The sequence below is a fragment of the Streptomyces sp. NPDC018000 genome, assembly GCF_044328025.1.
Lineage (GTDB): Bacteria > Actinomycetota > Actinomycetes > Streptomycetales > Streptomycetaceae > Streptomyces.
Window position 1 is genome coordinate 548,676 of the sequence record NZ_JBIRGM010000003.1, and the last position, 21,226, is coordinate 569,901.

Consider the following 21,226-nt stretch of genomic DNA (forward strand, 5'->3'; position numbering starts at 1 on the left):
TCCGCCCCAGCAGACCACCTCGCTGCGGAGGTGAGGGCAAGCAGGATTTGTGGCCCTGCTGCCCGAGCCCGGACCCAGTAGGCCGCGCCTACCACTACGCTGAGCGCGGCGCGCAAACGGCCGCTGACCTGCACGGCAAGGTCGGACTTTGGCTCCTCGGTTTCCAGGCCCGGGCCGCCGCGATACTGGGCGATGCGGAGACCGTACAGGTCGCCAACGAGCAGGATCCCTCCCGTCCAGCGGACGGGAGGGATCCTGACCTGGTGTTTTGTTGTGCCCCCGGCAGGATCCGAACCTGCGACACCTTCTTTAGGAGAGAGGCTGGCGAACGCTGCCGCTGACCTGGGGCTTCGATATCAGGCAGGGTGGATGACAACTCGACTGTAGAACAAACTCGTTGACCGTAGCTGATCTTTACATCTGGCACGGTTGTGGCACGAACCTCAGCCGACGACAGCCAGCCACGAGGGCGGGTGCGTCGACCGATCAGGCGCGCGTGTGTCTCGCTGCCCCCCATCGACCTCGGCAACGCTGTCCCGCGACGTCCGTCAGAGCAGGCCGCGATGGCGGAACCGTGGTGGCGGGGCATTGAAGACCCCTTCACCTCGAACGGTTGGCTACAAGCTCATTGCGGCGAAGAACAGTGACGAGTGACCCTCGCGGCATCTAGATTCGCCGCATGAAGGTGATCAGGTCGTGGATCCACGGTTCCGAAAGCCGACAAGTTGGGCGCCATCCCGTAGTAGGCATGGGGCCACGCATAGCCAACCCAGAGCAATAGATGCCGTTAGGGGAATTTTGTGGCGTATGTCATAATTTTGACCAAGGAGGACGAAAAGGAGCTTCACGGTAAGCTCACGATTCGCCAGTCCTTCACTTGGAATATCCCAGGGAGGTTGCGTCGCAATTTCGACGAAACCGGCCCTAATTTGACTCTCATCTTCGTCGCCGATGACGAGCAAAAGCTACCTATCAGCAATAAGGGCGACATGGAAAATGTGTCCCTTGCCTGGGTTGGTGCAATACTTAGCGGAATCCATCAGAAGTCAACCTCGTTGGACTATCGCGCACGCATTAAGTTGGTCCGTAAGGTGTCGCGACCTGTATCCCTGGCAGACCTGGCTCGCGTCCTCCGGAAGCATGAGGGGCGCGCCCTTCAAGTCGCCGCCATGGAGCCTTCCGGAATCTACTCGCTCGCCAAGGATATGGCCAGGGCGACGCTCGGAGCTATCCGGTACCTGCGCCCCGAAATGAACGAACTGTTGGACTTCCTTGAAGTGGCGGTGAATTCAGACTCGCTAGACTCGACCTCGCCCGAAGATCAATTCTGGCGCGAAGAGCGTGACGCTATGCGCACGGTATTGCGAATCGGTCAATTCTCCACGGCTCTTGCGGGGATATGGCGCAGGCCGGCTGACAGGAACGCACCGTACTTGGCTGGCTTGATACGCGACCCCACCGAGGCGGCCCTTATGGAGCATGACACGCGCTTCTTCGGTGGATGGGCCGGGGGTAAGTATCCGCAAGGGAGGTGCGATATCCAGGTCTTTACAGATGGGGCTCGACGGCTGGAAATAGCTAACGTAAATGCCACGCCCATAGAAGGTAGGCTCGGGACAGATTTGATCTATTATCACCACGGTACTCACAGTTTTACACTCGTCCAGTACAAGAAACTGAGCCACGGTGGGCGCCCTATGTACGTAGGCCCTAATGACCGACTGCATGTTCAGATTGACCGACTTGAAGCCGTGAATAAGCAAAGTCGGGTGCCGGAATTCGCACGCGATTGGCGATTGTCTAGTGATCACTGCTTCATCAAGCTTGCTCACTGGACAGAAGAAGACTCCGCGGGCGACGCAGCACCAACGAATGGCCTGATCTTGCCGGTGACGTATGTTCATCTGTTGCTGCGAGATTCTGCAACTGCTACTCGCGGGGAAGGGCGGAAACTTGGCTACGAGCAAGTGGAGCGCTATCTCACTAATTCGCAGTTTATCGAACTTGTTCAAGATGGCTTCATCGGCAGCGTGGGTGTTGACGTGGAAACCCTTCGAAATATTGTTGACGAGCGCGTAGAGCAAGGGCAAGGAACGCTTGTAGCGATAGAAGCAAGCAACGAGACGCCGTCCGAGAGGAGGCGGAGAAACCACTCCCGCAGCACCTAGTGTCTCGTGATTCCGTTTGATTTACTTGGCGCCGATGGGTTCGTTGTTCACGGCATGGATCTCTCCTCTGAACAGATGAATGATTTGCGGGAGTTGGCGAGCTCGCGTCATTCTTCTGCTGATGTGGCCTTGCGGGCCCGGATTGTGTTGTGGTCCGCCGAGGGGCGGCGTCGCAAGGATGTTGCCGAACTCGCCGGAGTGGTGCCGGTGACGGTGGACCGCTGCAAGGCCCGCTATGCCACGCGCGGGCTGGCCGGCCCGGAGGAGAAGCGTCGTGGAGGACCGCGCGATCAGGTGCCGCCGCGGACGCGGGGAAGGGTGATCGCGCTGACAAAGGTTTCGCCTCCGGCCGATTCGGGTCTTTCGCACTGGTCCACGCGAACCCTGGCCGATCACCTGAAGCGGCGCGAGGGCATCTCGGTGCCCTGGCACTACATCGCGAGGATCTGGCGCGAGGAGCACCGGCCCATCCCCGACCCGCCGCGGGCCTCAGCGGTCACCTACATCTTCCAGCTTCGCGGGCTGGACAAGCTCGGCTACGACGCCATTGCCGACCGTCTGAACCTGGACCTCGTCGGGTACCCGCCTCCTGAACCGATCGGCCCCGACGCGGCCTTGGGTCGCTGGAGCGGATCCGCTGTGCGAGAGATCCTGCGCAACCCCAAGTACACGGGCTACAAGGTCTGGAACCGCCGCGCGACGAAGAAGGGCGGCCACAACAACGACCCGAAGGACTGGGTGTGGTCTCCGCGGCCCACCCACGAGCCTCTCGTCACCAAGGAGCTGTTCGACACCGTCTCCACTGTGGGCCGTAAACGCCAGGGATCCCGCACCACCCACGGAGCCAACGCTCACCCGGCTACCAAGCGCCCTACCTCCTGCGACATCTGTGACCGCCGCATGTTCAGTAAGACCCGCCACGCAGATCCCGCCGACACCGCGGCTCTGCTGGATGCGCTCCCGCACCTCGATGTGGACCTTGTCCTGGTTACCGGAGGAGATCCAACGGCGGCTCTACAACGCCCTCGGGTTGGAGGTCCGCCGCAGCTGGCCCCGCGAAGAACTGACCCTGCGGGTGCGGATCCCGGGCTGCCTGCTTGATGGACTGGTGTCCGTCACCCGTGAGCTGGAGCCATGGAACAAAAAAATCGGGCGCCTGCACATACGCGAAGACCCCGGCCTCAGCGTTTCCGCTGGTGACGGGGTCTTTGGGCACCTCATACAGGGTGCCCCCGGCAGGATTCGAACCTGCGCACACGGCTCCGGAGGCCGATGCTCTATCCCCTGAGCTACGGGGGCGTATCGCTGTGTTGCTCGGCGACGGGAGAAACACTACCAGCTTCCGCAGGGTGACCGTGAACAGCTATTTCCGCGCAGTCGGAGGCGGCGGCGCGGGCCGCGTACAAGGGCTGCGGGGTGGTCCTGGGTACATCCGGCCACCCCGAGCGCCACACGTCCGGGGTCGGAAATGGGCAAAACCCGGACGCAGCCCCTACGTCCCGCCTACGCTCGGAGTGTGTCAAGGGCGTGTGGCCGCGTGCTTGTTGTCGACGACAACGAGGTCATCCGGCAGTTGATCAGGGTCAATCTCGAGCTTGAGGGCTTCGAGGTCGTGACCGCGGCCGATGGTGTCGAGTGTCTGGATCTGGTGCATCGGGTCCGCCCCGATGTGATCACGCTCGATGTCGTCATGCCCCGGCTGGACGGTCTGCAGACCGTCACCAGATTGCGCTCCGATCCGCGGACCAGGCATCTGCCCGTGGCGATCATCAGTGCGTGCACGCCTTGCGGGGTGGACGGCGGGGGCGCCGCAGACGTCGATGCGTTCCTGGCGAAGCCCTTCGAGCCGAGCGAGCTGGTGCGGCTCGTACGGCAGTTGATGGACAGGGAGGACCCGCCGCCGCTCGACGGCAGACATGGTGCCGGGCGGGCGGAGAGTGCCGCAGGGTGACCGCATGGCGAAACCGGGTCGCGGGGCGCCCCCCTTCCTCCCATACGCTTGTCCTGTGACCCCCGCCGATCTCTCCAGGACCGTGCTGCACGCCGTGCGCCGCGCGGTCGACGAGGACGCCTTGCGCGCGCCCGTGCCCGCGCGCGTGCGGGTGGAGCGGACCCGGCCCGGCGGGCGTGGTGACTACGCCTGTGCCGTCGCCCTTCAGCTGGCCGGGCCCGCCGCGCTGCCGGCCAGGGAAGTGGCCGAGATTCTTCGGGAGAGGATTCTTCGGGAGCGAGTGCAGGGCGCGCCGGGGATCGGTGGCGTCGAGGTCACCGGGCCCGGGTTCTTGAACTTCACCCTGGACGGTGACGACGGCCTGGCCGCCCTTGTCGGGGCCGTCGACGCCCGCGGTACGGAGTACGGGCACGGGGACGCCCTCGTCGGCGTATCCGCCTCGTTCGCACCCGTCGACGAGCTGCGCGCCCGTGTCGTCACCGAGACCGTCGAGCGGCTGCTGCGGACCCAGGGGGCGGAAGTCGGGGCGCGGGCGGCCGGCGGGGAGGCGCTGCATGTGGTGCCCGTGCCTGCCGCGGACGGTGATCTCTTCGCGAGGCTCGGGAGCGACGCCGCACGCTGGGCACTGCTGCGGGCCGCCCCGCACGACCGGGCCCGGTGCGCGGGGAGCGACGAGCTTCTCGTACAGCGGGAGAGCAATCCGCTGTTCCGGGTGCGGTACGCGTACGCCCGGACCCGTGCCCTGAGCCGGAACGCCGAGCAGCTCGGATTCCGGGCCGCGTACGAGGAGAACGTGGACGCGCCCGTCCTCGGTGCGCGTCTCGCCGATCATCCCGGTGTGCTCGCCGCCGCGGCCCGCCACCGTGAGCCCGACCGGCTTGCCCGGCAGCTGGAAGCGGTCGCGCAGGCCTTCTTCGACTTCCACGACGGCGCCGCCCCACTCCCCGTCGGTGACGAGAAACCCTCGGCCGCCCACCGTTCCCGGCTCGCCCTCGCCGAAGCCACCGGGACGGTGCTGGCAGGCGGCCTGTCCCTGCTCGGCATCAGCGCACCAGAAGTCCTCTGAGAGTCCCGAGAGAGCAGAGCAGCACCATGAGCCGATCCGCACACCCCGCCGGACCCCGTCACGCCGATGTCATGACGGAGGGGCACTACACGGCCCCGCCCGCCGATCTCAACGTCCTGGACGAGAAGGTCTGGGCCCGTACCGTCGCCCGTAACGAGGACGGTGCGATCACCGTCGGCGGGATCGAAGTGACGCGGCTGGCCGAGGAGTTCGGCACCCCTGCCTACTTCCTCGACGAGAGTGACTTCCGGGCCCGCTGCCGGGCCTGGGCCGACGCCTTCGGGCGGGACGCCGATGTGTTCTACGCCGGGAAGGCGTTCCTGTCGCGGGCGATCGTGCGCTGGCTCAAGGAAGAGGGGCTCAACCTCGACGTCTGCTCCGGGGGAGAGCTGACCTGCGCACTGGACGCCGGGATGCCCGCCGAGCGCATCGCCTTCCACGGCAACAACAAGACCGTCGCGGAGATCGAGCGGGCGGTCACCGTCGGCGTCGGGCGGATCGTGCTCGACTCCTTCCAGGAGATCGCCCGGGTCGCGCACATCGCGCAGCAGCTCGGCAAGCGGCAGCGCGTACAGATCCGGGTGACCGTCGGTGTCGAGGCGCACACCCACGAGTTCATCGCCACCGCGCACGAGGACCAGAAGTTCGGGATCGCGCTTGCCGGGGGACAGGCCGCGGAGGCGGTACGCCGGGCGCTCGCCCTCGACGGGCTCGAACTCGTCGGTATCCACTCGCACATCGGCTCTCAGATCTTCGACATGGCCGGCTTCGAGGTCTCCGCCCGGCGCGTGGTGCAGCTGCTCGCCGAGGTGCGCGACGAGCACGGCATCGAGCTGCCCGAGATCGACCTGGGCGGCGGGCTGGGCATCGCCTACACCTCCGAGGACGACCCGCGCGAGCCGCACGAGATCGCCAAGGCGCTCGGCACCATCGTCACCCGTGAGTGCGAGGCGGCCGGGCTCGCCACCCCGCGGATCTCCGTCGAGCCGGGACGCGCCATCGTCGGCCCCACCGCGTTCACGCTCTACGAGGTCGGCACCGTCAAGCCCCTGGAGGGGCTGCGTACGTACGTCAGCGTCGACGGCGGCATGTCGGACAACATCCGCACCGCGCTGTACGACGCCGAGTACAGCGTCGCACTCGCCTCGCGCACCTCCGACGCCGAGCCGATGCTCGTGCGCGTCGTCGGCAAGCACTGCGAGAGCGGTGACATCGTGGTCAAGGACGCGTTCCTGCCGTCCGACCTGGCGCCCGGCGATCTGATCGCGGTGCCCGCCACCGGTGCGTACTGCCGCGCCATGGCGAGCAACTACAACCATGCCCTGCGTCCGCCCGTCGTCGCTGTGCGCGACGGGGAGGCGCGAGTGATCGTCAGGCGCGAGACGGAGGAAGATCTCCTGCGTTTCGATGTCGGTTGATGAAATAGATGTCTCAGGATCCGGACGGGTGACAGAAACTCCCGTCCGGTGAGTGAGACTGGTCCATACGTCAGATGTAAAGGAAACGAGGTCGGATGATGCGTACGCGTCCGCTGAAGGTGGCGCTGCTGGGCTGTGGAGTGGTCGGCTCAGAGGTGGCGCGCATCATGACGACGCACGCCGACGACCTCGCCGCGCGCATCGGCGCGCCGGTCGAGCTCGTCGGCGTCGCCGTGCGCCGGCCCTCCAAGGTGCGGGAGGGCATCGACCCCGCACTGATCACCACCGATGCGACAGCCCTGGTCAAACGCGGCGACATCGACGTCGTCATCGAGGTCATCGGCGGCATCGAGCCCGCCCGTGCCCTCATCACCACCGCCTTCGAGCACGGCGCGAGCGTCGTCTCCGCCAACAAGGCGCTGCTTGCCGAGGACGGCGCCGCTCTGCACGCCGCCGCCGGGAAGTACGGCCGGGACCTCTATTACGAGGCCGCCGTGGCCGGCGCCATCCCGCTCGTACGGCCGCTGCGCGAATCCCTCGCCGGTGACAAGGTCAACCGGGTCCTCGGCATCGTGAACGGCACCACCAACTTCATCCTCGACCGGATGGACACGAGCGGAGCCGGATACTCCGAGGCGCTCGACGAGGCCACCGCCCTCGGATACGCCGAGGCCGACCCGACCGCGGACGTCGAGGGCTTCGACGCCGCCGCCAAGGCCGCGATCCTCGCCGGTATCGCCTTCCACACCCGGGTCGGGATCGGTGATGTGCACCGCGAGGGCATCACCGAGGTCACCGCCGCGGACATGGCCTCCGCCCGCCGCATGGGCTGCACCGTCAAACTCCTCGCCATCTGTGAGCGTGCCGCCGACGGGCAGTCCGTCACCGCGCGTGTGCACCCCGCGATGATTCCGCTGAGCCACCCGCTGGCCTCCGTCCGAGAGGCGTACAACGCGGTCTTCGTCGAGGCCGAGGCGGCCGGACAGCTCATGTTCTACGGTCCCGGCGCCGGCGGCTCGCCGACCGCCTCCGCGGTCCTCGGCGACCTCGTCGCGGTCTGCCGCAACAAACTCAACGAGGCCACCGGCCCCGGTGAGTCCGCGTACACGCGCCTGCCGGTCAGCCCCATGGGCGACGTCGTCACGCGGTACCACATCAGCCTCGACGTGGCCGACAAGCCTGGCGTACTCGCTCAGGTGGCAACGGTCTTCGCCGAACAGGGCGTATCGATTGATACCGTCCGTCAGCAAAGTAGAAATTCAGGCAGTGGCGACGAAGTCGCCATCGAGCAGGGTGGCGCCGGGCGGCGAACGGGCGGCGGCGACGCCTCCCTCGTCGTCGTCACCCACCGCGCGCTCGACGCCGCCCTCTCGGCGACCGTCGAAGCGCTGCGCAAGCTCGACACCGTGCACGGTGTCGCCAGCATCATGCGTGTTGAAGGGGAGTAAGGACCCATGACCAGCAAGGGCACCCACCAGTGGCGCGGCATCATCGAGGAGTACCGGGACCGCCTTCCGGTCACGAGCACGACGCCGGTCGTCACGCTTCGTGAGGGCGGTACGCCGCTCGTTCCCGCTCAGGTCCTCTCCGAGCGCACGGGCTGCGAGGTGCACCTCAAGGTCGAGGGCGCCAACCCCACCGGGTCCTTCAAGGACCGCGGTATGACGATGGCGATCACCCGGGCCAAGGAGGAGGGCGCACGGGCCGTCATCTGTGCCTCCACCGGCAACACCTCCGCCTCCGCCGCCGCGTACGCGGTGCGGGCCGGGATGGTCTGCGCCGTCCTCGTACCGCAGGGCAAGATCGCGCTCGGCAAGATGGGCCAGGCGCTCGTGCACGGCGCCAAGATCCTTCAGGTCGACGGCAATTTCGACGACTGCCTGACACTGGCCCGCTCGCTCTCGGACAACTACCCGGTGGCGCTCGTCAATTCGGTCAACCCGGCCCGTATCGAGGGCCAGAAGACCGCCGCGTTCGAGATCGTCGACGCGCTCGGCGACGCCCCGGACGTCCATGTCCTCCCGGTCGGCAACGCGGGCAACATCACCGCGTACTGGAAGGGTTACAAGGAGTACGCGGGCGACGGCATGGCCACGCACACTCCGCGCATGTGGGGCTTCCAGGCCTCCGGCTCCGCGCCCATCGTCCGCGGTGAGATCGTCAAGGACCCGTCGACCATCGCCACCGCGATCCGGATCGGCAACCCGGCCTCCTGGCAGCACGCGCTGGACGCCCGGGACGAGTCGGGCGGTTTCATCGACGAGGTGACGGACCGTCAGATCCTGGCCGCCTACCGGCTGTTGGCCTCCCAGGAGGGTGTCTTCGTCGAGCCCGCGTCGGCCGCGTCCGTCGCCGGTCTGCTGAAGGCCGCCGAGGAGGGCAAGGTCGACCCGGGTCAGAAGATCGTCTGCACGGTCACCGGCAACGGGCTCAAGGACCCCGACTGGGCCGTCGCGGGCGCTCCGCAGCCGGTCACGGTCCCGGTCGACGCGGCCACCGCCGCCGAGAAGCTGGGCCTCGTGTAACCAGTGCCGCGACCGGGCCTCGCGCAACAGGTTCACCTGTCGGTGAGGACCGAGCCGAGCTCCACCGCCCCTTCTCGGGGCGGAGAGCGCATAGGAGGCGGGCGACACGCATCGTGCGCCTCCTGTGCGCCCTATGTCGCCACAGAACTTTCCTTCGATAAGCTGTAACCGACCCGCCCCGCCGCATCTGCCGCGGTGCAAGGGCCGTTGCAGCCGTCGGGTTCCCCGGAATTCCACTCCGCGCCGCCACGACCTTCCGCAAGCATTGAGAAAACGCTTCACCACCCCCCGCTGTCTCACAAGGAGAGTCGTCCAACCGATGGCCGGTCCCGCCTTCCGAGCCGCCGCCGTCCGGGTGCGCGTCCCCGCGACCAGCGCCAACCTGGGCCCGGGCTTCGACGCCTTCGGCCTGTCGCTGGGGCTGTACGACGACGTCGTCGTCCGCGTGGCCGACTCCGGACTGCACATCGACATCGCGGGTGAGGGCGCGGACACGCTGCCCCGCGACGAGAGTCACCTCCTCGTACGCTCCCTGCGCACGACCTTCGACCTGCTCGGCGGACAGCCCCGCGGCCTGGAGGTCGTCTGCGCCAACCGCATCCCGCACGGGCGCGGCCTCGGCTCCTCCTCCGCGGCCATCTGTGCCGGCATCGTCGCCGCCCGCGCCGTGACGAGCGGCGGTGACGCCCGGCTCGACGACGCCGCGCTGCTGGAACTCGCCACCGAGATCGAGGGCCACCCCGACAATGTCGCGGCCTGCCTGCTCGGCGGATTCACACTTGCCTGGATGGACGGCGGATCGGCCCGCGCGATCAGGATGGATCCCGCAGATTCCATCGTTCCGGTGGTTTTCGTCCCCAGCAAGCCGGTCCTGACCGAGACCGCCCGCGGACTGCTGCCCCGCACGGTCCCGCACGTCGACGCCGCCTTCAACGCCGGCCGTTCCGCGCTCCTCGTCGAGGCCCTGACCAGACGCCCCGAGCTGCTGCTCACCGCCACCGAGGACCGGCTGCACCAGGAGTACCGCGCCCCGGCGATGCCGCAGAGCGTGGAGCTCGTGAACCGGCTGCGCGCCGACGGCGTTCCCGCGGTCATCTCCGGTGCCGGGCCGACGGTGCTCGCGCTGGCCGAGGACGGTACGGCCGACAAGGTCGCACGGCTGGCGGGTGAGGGATGGGCGGCCAATCGGCTGACTCTCGACGCCCCGGGTGCGAGCGTGCTGCCGCTCGCCCCGTAGCCGAGAAGTGATTGCCGGTGAGTGAGAGGGGGAATGTTTGTTGGAGCCGGTAGTGTTAACCTCAAGTCTGCAACCGACGTCTATGTGGCGCGTTGCTTCGTGTCCCTTTCCGGGACCACCATTTCTTCCGGGAGCCTCCCCAACTGCCTGAGCAGCCTGCCTGAGCAGTTTCGTGCACGCTCCGGAACCGGCACGACACCCCTCGCTTGTCCAGGAGTGGGCCGAGCAGGGGGATGCTCGCGCCGGACCCTTGCACACCTTCATTCCTCCGCCGTACCCGGCGGACCACCGCCCCGGCACGGTCCGCAAGAAGAAGACCGCAGTCGGACAGCACAACCGGTCGCCGAGCCAGAAGGCCGACGTCCGCTCCAGGGAAGGACCCTTCGTGAGCGACACCACCGATCTGATGGGCGTGACTGCCGACAAGACCGTCGACAGCGCCGCGCCCGCCGAAGGTGCTGCCACTGGCACCACCGCACGGCGCCGCCGCTCCGGCACCGGCCTTGACGGCATGGTCCTGGCCGAGCTGCAGCAGGTCGCGTCCGGCCTCGGCATCAAGGGCACTGCGCGGATGCGCAAGGGCCAGCTGATCGAGGTCATCAAGGAGGCGCAGGCCGGTAGCTCCGCCGCGCCCAAGGCCGCCGCGCCCGCCGCGGATGCCGTGACCAAGCCGAAGCGCCGTGCCACCTCCAAGGCGCGCACCGGGGACGAGTCCCCGGCCGCCGCGCCCGCCGAGAAGGCCGCCGCGCAGCAGCAGATCGACATCCCCGGCCAGCCGGCCAGCGACGACCAGCCCACGGGCGAGCGTCGTCGGCGCCGTGCGACCGCTCAGGCGGGCAGCCCGGAGAGCAAGGCGGAGAGCAAGCCGGCCGCCGAGGCCAAGGCTCAGACGCAGGCCGAGCCGAAGAGCGACGAGCGCGCCGAAGCCAAGGCCGAAGCCGCCGCCGACACGGCCGAGGGCCGCCGGGGCGACCGCCAGGACCGCGGTCAGCGCGGCGACCGTCAGGACCGGGGCGAGCGCGGGGAGCGCCGCGACCGTCAGCGCGACCGCCGCGGCAAGGGCGACGAGCAGGGCGGCCAGGGCCAGCAGAGCGGCCAGCGCCAGCAGCGCCAGGGCCAGCAGGGCAGCGGCCCGCAGGACGACGGTTACGACGACGAGGCAGGCGGTCGTCGCGGTCGTCGCGGCCGCTACCGCGACCGTCGTGGCCGTCGTGGCCGTGACGAGTTCGCCAGCGAGGTTCCGGTCTCCGACGACGACGTCCTGATCCCCGTCGCGGGCATCCTGGACATCCTCGACAACTACGCGTTCATCCGGACCTCCGGCTACCTGCCGGGCCCGAACGACGTGTACGTCTCGCTCGCCCAGGTCCGCAAGAACGGCCTGCGCAAGGGTGACCACGTCACCGGTGCGGTGCGCCAGCCCAAGGACGGCGAGCGTCGCGAGAAGTTCAACGCGCTCGTCCGCCTCGACTCGGTCAACGGCATGGCGCCCGAAACCGGCCGAGGCCGCCCGGAGTTCCAGAAGCTGACCCCGCTCTACCCGCAGGACCGGCTCCGCCTGGAGACCGACTCCAACGTCCTGACGACGCGGATCATCGACCTGGTCGCACCGATCGGCAAGGGCCAGCGAGGCCTGATCGTGGCCCCGCCGAAGACCGGCAAGACCATGATCCTTCAGGCGATCGCCAACGCGATCACGGTCAACAGCCCCGAGTGTCACCTGATGGTCGTCCTCGTGGACGAGCGTCCGGAAGAGGTCACCGACATGCAGCGGTCGGTGAAGGGCGAGGTCATCTCCTCGACCTTCGACCGTCCCGCCGAGGACCACACCACCGTCGCCGAGCTGGCCATCGAGCGTGCCAAGCGTCTCGTCGAGCTGGGTCACGACGTGGTCGTCCTGCTGGACTCCATCACCCGCCTCGGCCGTGCGTACAACCTCGCGGCCCCCGCCTCCGGCCGCATCCTGTCCGGTGGTGTCGACTCGACCGCGCTGTACCCGCCGAAGCGCTTCTTCGGTGCCGCGCGCAACATCGAGGACGGCGGTTCGCTGACCATCCTGGCCACCGCGCTCGTCGAGACCGGCTCGCGCATGGACGAGGTGATCTTCGAGGAGTTCAAGGGCACCGGCAACATGGAGCTCAAGCTCGACCGGAAGCTCTCGGACAAGCGCATCTTCCCGGCGGTGGACGTCGACGCGTCCAGCACCCGTAAGGAAGAAATCCTGCTCGGCAGTGACGAGTTGGCGATTGTCTGGAAGCTGCGCCGGGTGCTGCACGCGCTCGACCAGCAGCAGGCGATCGAGCTCCTCCTGGACCGGATGAAGAAGACCCAGTCCAACGCGGAGTTCCTGCTCCAGATCCAGAAGACGACGCCGGCTCCGGGCAACGGCAACGACTGACGTCGTACCCGGATCGGCTGAATCACAGGGCCGCCCTCGTCACTCCGGTGACGGGGGCGGCCCTGTGTCGTAGGGCCCGCGAATGTGACGCAGTCGATTCGACGCCTTCCGGTCGGTCAGAGACCTTCGCCACACAACCGTCACGGCGAAAGAGGCCACCACGATGCCCGCACCTGGAGAGAAACCGCAGGTGAGCGCGGGATCACTAACTGTTCATCAAGGTCACGCGTCCCTTTTGCCCTCACGCGGACGTGACAGGTCACTGTGCAACCCTTCTTCGTGCTGCGACGTCGTACGAAGTAGAAAGACGTCGTACGAAGTGGAAACAAGTCGCGAAACAAGTCACCAAAGCCGACAAAACCAGTGCCCGAACACCGCTGCAGGGGGTAGCCGGGAGACGCTGACGACCGGAGGAGAAGGATGAGCGGGCACAGAGGGAGCGGTGGCCGAATACGCCCGACCGGCAAACGCCGCAAGAGGCCTTCCCGCCGCCGCAGGGCGAAGGTGATCGCCGCCTGGACCCTGGCTGGTGCCCTGGCCGTCGCAGGCGGCGGGCTCGGATACGCCTACTTCAAGCTCAACGGCAATCTGAAGGCCGTCGACATCAACGCGGCGCTCGGCAAGAACCGCCCCGACAACGTCGACAACGGCTCCCAGGACATCCTCGTACTCGGCTCGGACTCCCGTTCCGGCGCGAACTCCGAGTACGGCGTCGACGAAGGAACGGCCCGTTCCGATACCGCGATGGTCGTGCACATCAACAAGGGCCACAAGAGCGCCTCCGTCGTCTCCATCCCGCGCGACACCCTCATCACCCGCCCCGACTGCACCAGCGACACCACGGGACAGCCCGTCCCGGGCGAGCAGCGCGCGATGTTCAACTCGGCGTACGAGGTCGGCGGACCGGCCTGTGCGGTCAAGACCGTCGAGTCCATGTCCGGCATCCGCATGGACCACTACGTCGAAGTCGACTTCACCGGCTTCAAGAAGCTCATCGACGAGCTGGGCGGCGTGGAGATCACCACCACCCAGGCGATCCACGACCCCAAGAGCCATCTGGATCTCGAACCCGGCACCCACACGCTCGACGGCGAGCAGTCGCTGGCCCTCGTCCGCACCCGCAAGGGCGTCGGCGACGGCAGCGACCTCGGACGCATCCAGCTCCAGCAGGCGTTCATGAAAGCGCTGATGGAACAGGCCAAGAGCGTCGGCGTGTTCACGAACCCGAAGACTCTCTTCGACCTCGCGGACGCGGCGACCAAGGCCCTCACCACCGACTCCGAGCTGGGTTCGGTCGAGGAACTCACCAGCTTCGCGAACGGCCTCAAGGGGCTCGACGCGGACAACGTCCACATGGTCACTCTGCCCGTGCAGTACGACCCGGCCGACCCGAACCGCGTCATACCGCTGGAGGAGGCCGACCAGCAGGTGTGGACGGCGCTCAAGCACGACAAGCCCATCCCCGCCTCCGCCACCGAGAAGTCGGCGGGCGACAAGGGATCCGCGGGCAGCGTCGTGCAGTGACCGGGCGGGCCGGGAATAGTTGCGGCCCGCCCCCGGTTTTGGGAGATACGGCCAGTCCTGGCAGACTGGTACGTCGGCCCCGGTTCACGGACACGCAATCCGCGCGTACGACCCGGCGCCCTCCCGAACCTAGGAGAAACCCTTGAAGCGCGACATCCACCCCGAGTACGTCGAGACGCAGGTCAGCTGCACCTGTGGCGCCTCGTTCACGACCCGGAGCACCATCGACGGCGGCACCATCCGCGCCGACGTCTGCTCCGAGTGCCACCCGTTCTACACGGGCAAGCAGAAGATCCTCGACACCGGTGGCCGCGTGGCCCGCTTCGAGGCCCGCTTCGGCAAGGCTGCCGGCTCCGCCAGCAAGTAGCGAGCCACTGCGCCGGTTCTCGGCGCCCTCTTCCCGGGGGCGCCGAGACCGGCGTTTTTTTCCGGCCCGGGCTACCGGCCGTCCCCGTAACCCGGGCCCGGACAGCATCAAGCCGTCCAGCAGGCACGTTTGAGTGAAGAAACCAGGAGCCCGGAGATGTTCGAGGCGGTCGAGGAACTGATCGGTGAACAGGCCGATCTCGAGAAGAAGCTCGCGGACCCGGCGGTCCACGCCGACCAGGCCAACGCGCGCAGGCTCAACAAGCGCTACGCCGAGCTGGCCCCGATCGTCGGCACGTACCGCTCCTGGAAGCAGACCGGGGACGACATCGAGACGGCACGAGAGCTCGCCGCCGACGACCCCGACTTCGCCGACGAGGTCAAGGACCTGGAGAAGCAGCGCGAAGAGCTCACCGAGAAGCTCCGCCTCCTCCTGGTCCCGCGCGACCCCAGCGACGACAAGGACGTGCTCCTGGAGATCAAGGCGGGCGCGGGCGGCGACGAGTCCGCCCTGTTCGCCGGCGATCTGCTGCGGATGTACCTGCGCTATGCCGAGCGCGTCGGCTGGAAGACCGAGATCATCGACTCCACCGAGTCCGAGCTCGGCGGCTACAAGGACGTCCAGGTCGCCGTGAAGACCAAGGGCGGCAACGGCGCCATCGAGCCCGGCCAGGGCGTGTGGGCCCGGCTGAAGTACGAGGGCGGGGTGCACCGCGTGCAGCGGGTGCCGTCCACCGAGTCCCAGGGCCGTATCCACACCTCCGCCGCCGGTGTGCTCGTCACTCCCGAGGCCGAGGAGGTCGATGTCGAGATCCACGCCAACGATCTCCGCATCGACGTCTACCGCTCCTCGGGACCCGGCGGCCAGTCCGTCAACACCACGGACTCGGCGGTCCGCATCACACACCTGCCGACCGGTGTCGTCGCCTCCTGCCAGAACGAGAAGAGCCAGCTCCAGAACAAGGAGCAGGCCATGCGTATCCTGCGTTCGCGACTGCTCGCCGCCGCCCAGGAGGCCGCCGAGCAGGAAGCCTCGGACGTACGGCGCAGCCAGGTGCGTACGGTCGACCGTTCCGAGAAGATCCGTACGTACAACTTCCCGGAAAACCGCATCTCGGACCACCGCGTCGGCTTCAAGGCGTACAACTTGGACCAGGTGCTCGACGGCGACCTGGATTCCGTGATCCAGGCCTGTGTCGACGCCGACTCCGCCGCCAAGCTCGCCGCCGCATAAGTTCAAACCCGCCCCGCCCGTAACCCCGTACGGAGAACCGCGATGAACCTGCTGCTCGCCGAGGTGGCCCAGGCCACCCAGCGGCTGGCCGACGCCGGTGTGCCTTCACCGCGATTCGACGCGGAGGAGCTCGCCGCGTTCGTGCACGGTGTCAAGCGGGGCGAGCTGCACCGTGTGCCGGACGCGGACTTCGACGCCCGCTACTGGGAGGCCATCGCCCGCCGCGAGGCCCGCGAACCCCTGCAGCACATCACCGGACGCGCCTTCTTCCGCTACCTGGAGCTCCAGGTCGGACCCGGTGTCTTCGTCCCCCGCCCGGAGACCGAATCGGTCGTCGGCTGGGCGATAGACGCCGTCCGCGCGATGGATGTCGTCGAGCCGCTCATCGTCGACCTCTGCAGCGGATCGGGCGCCATCGCCCTGGCCATGGCCCAGGAGGTTCCCCGCTCACGCGTGCACGCCGTCGAACTCTCCGACGACGCCCTGAAGTGGACCAGGAAGAACGCCGAGGGGTCGCGGGTCACCGTCCACCACGGAGACGCGCTCACGGCCCTTCCCGAGCTCGACGGCCAGGTCGACCTGGTCATCTCCAACCCGCCGTACATCCCGCTCACCGAATGGGAGTACGTGGCACCCGAGGCCCGGGACCACGACCCGCAGATGGCCCTCTTCTCCGGCGAGGACGGCCTCGACACCATCCGCGGCATCGAGCGCACCGCACACCGCCTGCTGCGCCCCGGCGGCCTCGTCGTCATCGAGCACGCCGACACCCAGGGCGGCCAGGTGCCGTGGATCTTCACCGAGGAACGCGGCTGGGCCGATGCGGCCGACCATCCCGACCTGAACAACCGGCCGCGGTTCGCCACGGCCCGCAAGGCCACGCCGTGAGCGGCGGCCACCACCCGCACGACCTGTACCCGTCACACCCGTACATGCTTGAGGAGGCCGGCTGATGGCACGGCGATACGACTGCAACGACGCGACCGATCGCACGACGGGTCTGCGCGAGGCCGCGTCCGCCGTCCGCCGCGGCGAACTGGTCGTGCTGCCCACCGACACCGTGTACGGGATCGGTGCGGACGCCTTCAGTGCCGAGGGCGTCGCCGACCTGCTGGCAGCCAAGGGCCGCGGCCGCAACATGCCGACGCCCGTCCTGATCGGCTCCCCGAACACCCTGCACGGACTGGTCACCGACTTCTCCGAGCAGGCCTGGGAGCTCGTCGACGCCTTCTGGCCCGGCGCCCTCACACTCGTCGCCAAGCACCAGCCGTCGCTGCAGTGGAACCTCGGGGACACCCGCGGCACCGTCGCCATCCGGATGCCCCTGCACCCGGTCGCCATCGAACTGCTCACCGAGGTCGGCCCGATGGCCGTCTCCAGCGCCAACCTCACGGGACACCCGGCCCCCGAGGACTGCGACGCCGCCCAGGAGATGCTCGGCGACTCCGTCTCCGTGTACCTCGACGGCGGCCCGACGCCCGGCATCGTGCCCTCGTCGATCGTCGACGTGACCGGCAAGGTCCCCGTACTGCTGCGCGCCGGTGCGCTCTCCGTCGAGGAACTCCGCAAGGTGGTACCCGACCTCGAGGTGGCCAGTTGACCGCCCCTGAGGGGCGTGGCATAGCGGGGCAGGCCGACACTTTCCGCATCCTCCACGTCAGCACCGGCAACGTCTGCCGCTCACCGATCACCGAGCGGCTGACCCGGCACGCCCTGGTGGACCGCCTCGGAGATCCGCGCCAAGGCGGACTGATCGTGGAGAGCGCGGGCACCTGGGGCCACGAGGGCGCCCCCATGGAGGCCAACGCCGAGACCGTCCTCGCGGATTTCGGCGCCGACACCACCGGCTTCGTCGGCCGGGAACTGCTCGACGAGCATGTGATCCGCGCCGACCTGGTGCTCACCGCCACCCGCGACCACCGGGCACAAGTGATCTCGATGGGTCACTCGGCCGGCCTGCGGACCTTCACCCTCAAGGAATTCACCCGGCTGGTCCGGGCCATAGACCCCGCCACGCTGCCCGACCCGCGCGAGGAGGGCGTCGTCGAGCGTGCCCGCGCACTGGTCCGTGCCGCGGCCGCGCTGCGCGGCTGGCTGCTGGCCCCCACCGTCGAGGCCGACGAGGTGTACGACCCGTACGGCGCGCCGATCACGTTCTTCCGGTCCATCGGCGACGAGATCAACCAGGCCCTCGACCCGGTGCTCACCGCGCTGACCGGCGTATCCACCCCGCACTGACGAGCGCGCCTGTGCCACTCTGACGGCCGTACGCACGGGCCGGCCACTGGGGGCCGGGCGGGTGGACGGCGTCGCCGCACAGCGGGCAGGGGGCCCGTCACGGGCCTACATTGGAGCTGACGCCAGCGCACCTCTCCCCAGGCCCGGAGCCGTCAGATGCCGGTCACCACTCCTGCCGCACCCACCCTCGCCGCCGGGGCCGCCCTGCCGCAGGACTTCGGCGCCCTGCTCCGGGAGGACCCGAAGATCGCCGCCGTGCTGCTGGAGGAACTGCACCGGCAGTCGAGCACCCTCCAGCTGATCGCCGCCGAGAACTTCACCTCGCCCGCGGTCCTCGCCGCCCTCGGCTCACCGCTCGCCAACAAGTACGCCGAGGGCTACCCCGGTGCCCGCTACCACGGCGGCTGCGAGCAGGCCGACGCCGCCGAACGCATCGCCTGCCGGCGGGCCACCTCGCTCTTCGGCGCCGAACACGCCAACGTCCAGGCGCACTCCGGCTCCTCCGCCGTCCTCGCCGCATACGCGGCCCTGCTGCGCCCCGGCGACACGGTGCTCGCGATGGGACTTCCCTACGGCGGGCATCTCACCCATGGCTCGCCCGCGAACTTCTCCGGCCGCTGGTTCGAGTTCATCGGTTACGGGGTCGACTCCGAGAGCGGCCTGATCGACTACGAGCAGGTGCGCACCCTGGCCCGCGCGCACCGGCCCAAGGCGATCGTCAGCGGCTCGATCTCGTACCCCCGCCATCCCGACTACGAACTGTTCCGGGAGATCGCCGACGAGGTGGGCGCGTATCTCATCGCCGACGCCGCGCACCCGATGGGGCTGATCGCCGGGGGAGCGGCGCCGAGCCCCGTCCCGTACGCCGATGTGGTCTGCGCGACCACGCACAAGGTGCTGCGCGGTCCGCGCGGCGGGATGATCCTGTGCGGTGCGGAGCTGGCCGAGCGGATCGACCGGGCGGTCTTCCCGTTCTCCCAGGGCGGCGCGCAGATGCACACGGTCGCCGCGAAGGCCGTCGCGTTCGCAGAAGCGGCCACGCCGACGTTCACGGCGTACGCCCACCGAGTGGTGGCCCATGCCCGGGTGCTGGCCGCAGGTCTGGAGGCCGAGGGCTTCGAGATCACCACGGGCGGCACGGACACCCATCTGATCGTCGCGGACCCGGCCCCGCTGGGCGCCGACGGGGCGACCGCCCGCGCCCGGCTGGCAGCGGCGGGCCTGGTGCTGGACACCTGCGCGCTTCCGTACGGGGACGCCCGGGGCATCAGACTCGGCACCGCGGCCGTCACCACTCAGGGTATGCACGACGCCGACATGGCACGGCTGGCCGTGCTCCTCGGAGCGGCGGTACGTGAGGAGGGCGACATCCGCGCGGAGGTCGAGGAACTGGCCCGGAAATATCCGCCCTATCCGGGATAGACGTGGTCCATGCAACCATCGGCCCGGCCTCCGTGTCCTCAACCATGAGCCCGACGTTTTAAGGTGTGGGCTGAGATGGCCGGCGAAATCTGTGGGGCAGCCCGTGCGTGATTATCTGCTGACGCTCTGTGTCACGGCCGCGGTTACCTATCTGCTGACCGGCCCGGTGCGCAAGTTCGCCATCGCGGTCGGGGCGATGCCCGCGATCCGTGCGCGTGACGTCCACCGAGAACCGACACCGAGGCTCGGCGGCATCGCCATGTTCGGCGGACTGTGCGCCGGACTGATCGTCGCGTCCCATCTGCACAACCTCGACTGGGTCTTCCAGCTCTCCAACGAGCCGCGGGCGCTGCTCTCCGGGGCCGCGCTGATCTGGCTGATCGGTGTTCTGGACGACAAGTTCGAGATCGACGCACTGATCAAGCTCGGCGGGCAGATGATCGCCGCCGCGGTCATGGTCCTCCAGGGCCTGACGATTCTGTGGCTGCCGATCCCCGGCGTCGGCACCGTCGCGCTCACCCAGTGGCAGGGCACGCTGCTCACGGTCGCTCTGGTCGTCATCACCATCAACGCGGTCAACTTCGTCGACGGTCTGGACGGTCTCGCGGCGGGCATGGTGTGCATCGCCGCCGCGGCGTTCTTCCTGTACACGTACCGGCTCTGGTACGGGCACATGATCGAGGAGGCGGCCCCCGCGACGCTCTTCATGGCGATCCTGATGGGTATGTGCCTGGGCTTTCTGCCGCACAACATGCATCCGGCCCGGATCTTCATGGGCGACTCGGGTTCGATGCTGATCGGCCTGGTGCTGGCGGCCGGAGCGATCTCGGTCACAGGGCAGGTCGACCCGGACACGATGAAGCTCTTCGCCGGCAGTGAGCGCGAGGCCACCCACGCGATGCTGCCGGTCTTCATCCCGCTGCTGCTGCCGCTGACCATCATCGCGATCCCGGCCGCCGACCTGGTGCTGGCGATCGTGCGGCGTACGTGGAACGGCCAGTCGCCGTTCGCGGCGGACCGCGGCCATCTGCACCACCGGCTGCTGGAGATCGGCCATTCGCACAGCAGGGCTGTGCTGATCATGTACTTCTGGTCCGCTCTGATCGCCTTCGGCGCGGTCGGTTACTCCGTGCACTCGGCGTCCCTGTGGATCGTGCTGGTGATCATGGGGATGAGCGCGCTGGGCCTCGTACTGCTGCTGATGCCCCGCTTCACCCCGCGTGCGCCGTACTGGGCGGAACGCTTCGTACCGCCTCGCTACCGCCGCTCTCGCGGCAGGCGCACGGCGCCCGAAGCGGAACCCTCATCCGTACCCGAGGCCCAACAGGGGCCGCTGGAAACACAGATGGGGCAGGAGGGCCACGAGGGCCAGGAGCGGGCCCCGATCGTCGTGGGAGTCTCCGGCGTCAACGGGGCGACTGCCATCGGCCCTCGTTCGCGTTTTTCGGACAGAGATAGGGCTGATTCCACTCGGTGACAACTCGGTCATCAAGGCGCAATACCAGACAAGCCATTGAGTTGTCTTGCTCACACGCGCAGATCCACTCTCACGTGTGACAGCAAGCACACTTTCTTGGTAAAGACCTCATCAAATAGTTTGTGATACCGTTCACTAAGCCCGGTGACGGAGTTGAGGGACCTGAGTGCCACGGTCCATCGGCCCAAGGCATCGACTCGGA

At 68.2% G+C, this 21,226-nt stretch carries 17 protein-coding genes and 2 tRNA genes; 17 read left to right on the forward strand and 2 right to left on the reverse strand.

Annotation, left to right across the window (positions count from 1 at the left end; all coding sequences use genetic code 11):
- Positions 1-274 precede the first annotated feature (274 nt).
- Positions 275-349: transfer RNA gene (locus ACH4EW_RS10940), tRNA-Arg, on the reverse strand.
- 469 nt (positions 350-818) lie between these two features.
- Between ACH4EW_RS10940 and ACH4EW_RS10945 the strand changes: the two genes are divergently transcribed.
- Complete coding sequence (locus ACH4EW_RS10945) at positions 819-2,168, forward strand: hypothetical protein (protein WP_398254359.1); 1,350 nt, start codon at positions 819-821, stop codon at positions 2,166-2,168.
- A gap of 6 nt (positions 2,169-2,174) precedes the next feature.
- On the forward strand, positions 2,175-3,269 hold the full coding sequence (locus ACH4EW_RS10950) for a recombinase family protein (RefSeq protein ID WP_398254362.1): 1,095 nt from the start codon (positions 2,175-2,177) through the stop codon (positions 3,267-3,269).
- Between the two features lie 126 nt (positions 3,270-3,395).
- On the opposite strand, the gene ACH4EW_RS10955 is transcribed toward ACH4EW_RS10950, so the two are convergent.
- A tRNA-Arg gene (locus ACH4EW_RS10955) sits at positions 3,396-3,467 on the reverse strand.
- 238 nt (positions 3,468-3,705) lie between these two features.
- Here ACH4EW_RS10955 and ACH4EW_RS10960 point away from each other — a divergent pair.
- From ACH4EW_RS10960 to ACH4EW_RS11030, 15 genes are all read left to right on the forward strand, one after another.
- Entirely contained in the window at positions 3,706-4,119 is a 414-nt protein-coding gene (locus ACH4EW_RS10960) for a response regulator (protein ID WP_398254364.1), read from the forward strand.
- Positions 4,120-4,174: 55 nt separating this feature from the next.
- On the forward strand, positions 4,175-5,185 hold the full coding sequence (gene nrtL / locus ACH4EW_RS10965; RefSeq protein WP_398254366.1) for an ArgS-related anticodon-binding protein NrtL: 1,011 nt from the start codon (positions 4,175-4,177) through the stop codon (positions 5,183-5,185).
- A gap of 26 nt (positions 5,186-5,211) precedes the next feature.
- Positions 5,212-6,603, forward strand: a complete 1,392-nt coding sequence (lysA, locus tag ACH4EW_RS10970; protein ID WP_398254369.1) for a diaminopimelate decarboxylase — start codon at positions 5,212-5,214, stop codon at positions 6,601-6,603.
- Positions 6,604-6,698: 95 nt separating this feature from the next.
- A complete protein-coding gene (locus ACH4EW_RS10975) occupies positions 6,699-8,051 on the forward strand; it encodes a homoserine dehydrogenase (protein ID WP_398254372.1) in 1,353 nt (450 codons plus the stop codon).
- A gap of 6 nt (positions 8,052-8,057) precedes the next feature.
- On the forward strand, positions 8,058-9,128 hold the full coding sequence (gene thrC / locus ACH4EW_RS10980) for a threonine synthase (protein ID WP_398254374.1): 1,071 nt from the start codon (positions 8,058-8,060) through the stop codon (positions 9,126-9,128).
- A gap of 319 nt (positions 9,129-9,447) precedes the next feature.
- Positions 9,448-10,365 carry a homoserine kinase gene (gene thrB, locus ACH4EW_RS10985; protein WP_398254377.1) on the forward strand — a complete coding sequence of 306 codons (918 nt, stop codon included), beginning with the start codon at positions 9,448-9,450 and terminating at the stop codon, positions 10,363-10,365.
- A 385-nt stretch (positions 10,366-10,750) separates the two neighbouring features.
- Positions 10,751-12,763 (forward strand): transcription termination factor Rho, encoded by a 2,013-nt coding sequence (gene rho / locus ACH4EW_RS10990; protein WP_398254379.1) that lies wholly within the window; start codon positions 10,751-10,753, stop codon positions 12,761-12,763.
- Positions 12,764-13,183: 420 nt separating this feature from the next.
- Positions 13,184-14,287 (forward strand): LCP family protein, encoded by a 1,104-nt coding sequence (locus ACH4EW_RS10995; protein ID WP_398254381.1) that lies wholly within the window; start codon positions 13,184-13,186, stop codon positions 14,285-14,287.
- A gap of 142 nt (positions 14,288-14,429) precedes the next feature.
- Positions 14,430-14,654: a 50S ribosomal protein L31 gene (rpmE, locus tag ACH4EW_RS11000; protein WP_019764351.1), complete on the forward strand. Its 225-nt coding sequence runs from the start codon at positions 14,430-14,432 to the stop codon at positions 14,652-14,654.
- A 156-nt stretch (positions 14,655-14,810) separates the two neighbouring features.
- Entirely contained in the window at positions 14,811-15,887 is a 1,077-nt protein-coding gene (gene prfA / locus ACH4EW_RS11005) for a peptide chain release factor 1 (RefSeq protein ID WP_398254384.1), read from the forward strand.
- 42 nt (positions 15,888-15,929) lie between these two features.
- Positions 15,930-16,775, forward strand: coding sequence for a peptide chain release factor N(5)-glutamine methyltransferase (gene prmC / locus ACH4EW_RS11010; RefSeq protein ID WP_398254386.1), 846 nt, complete (start codon positions 15,930-15,932; stop codon positions 16,773-16,775).
- A gap of 64 nt (positions 16,776-16,839) precedes the next feature.
- On the forward strand, positions 16,840-17,487 hold the full coding sequence (locus tag ACH4EW_RS11015) for an L-threonylcarbamoyladenylate synthase (RefSeq protein WP_398254389.1): 648 nt from the start codon (positions 16,840-16,842) through the stop codon (positions 17,485-17,487).
- The gene (locus ACH4EW_RS11020) at positions 17,484-18,125 is read left to right on the forward strand and encodes a protein-tyrosine-phosphatase (RefSeq protein WP_398254392.1); all 642 of its coding nucleotides are present in this window, start codon (positions 17,484-17,486) and stop codon (positions 18,123-18,125) included. The genes ACH4EW_RS11015 and ACH4EW_RS11020 overlap by 4 nt, the downstream gene beginning before the upstream one ends.
- A 156-nt stretch (positions 18,126-18,281) precedes the next feature.
- Entirely contained in the window at positions 18,282-19,547 is a 1,266-nt protein-coding gene (glyA, locus tag ACH4EW_RS11025) for a serine hydroxymethyltransferase (protein WP_398254394.1), read from the forward strand.
- Positions 19,548-19,638: 91 nt separating this feature from the next.
- Positions 19,639-21,024 (forward strand): MraY family glycosyltransferase, encoded by a 1,386-nt coding sequence (locus ACH4EW_RS11030; protein WP_398254397.1) that lies wholly within the window; start codon positions 19,639-19,641, stop codon positions 21,022-21,024.
- The last annotated feature ends 202 nt before the right edge of the window (positions 21,025-21,226 follow it).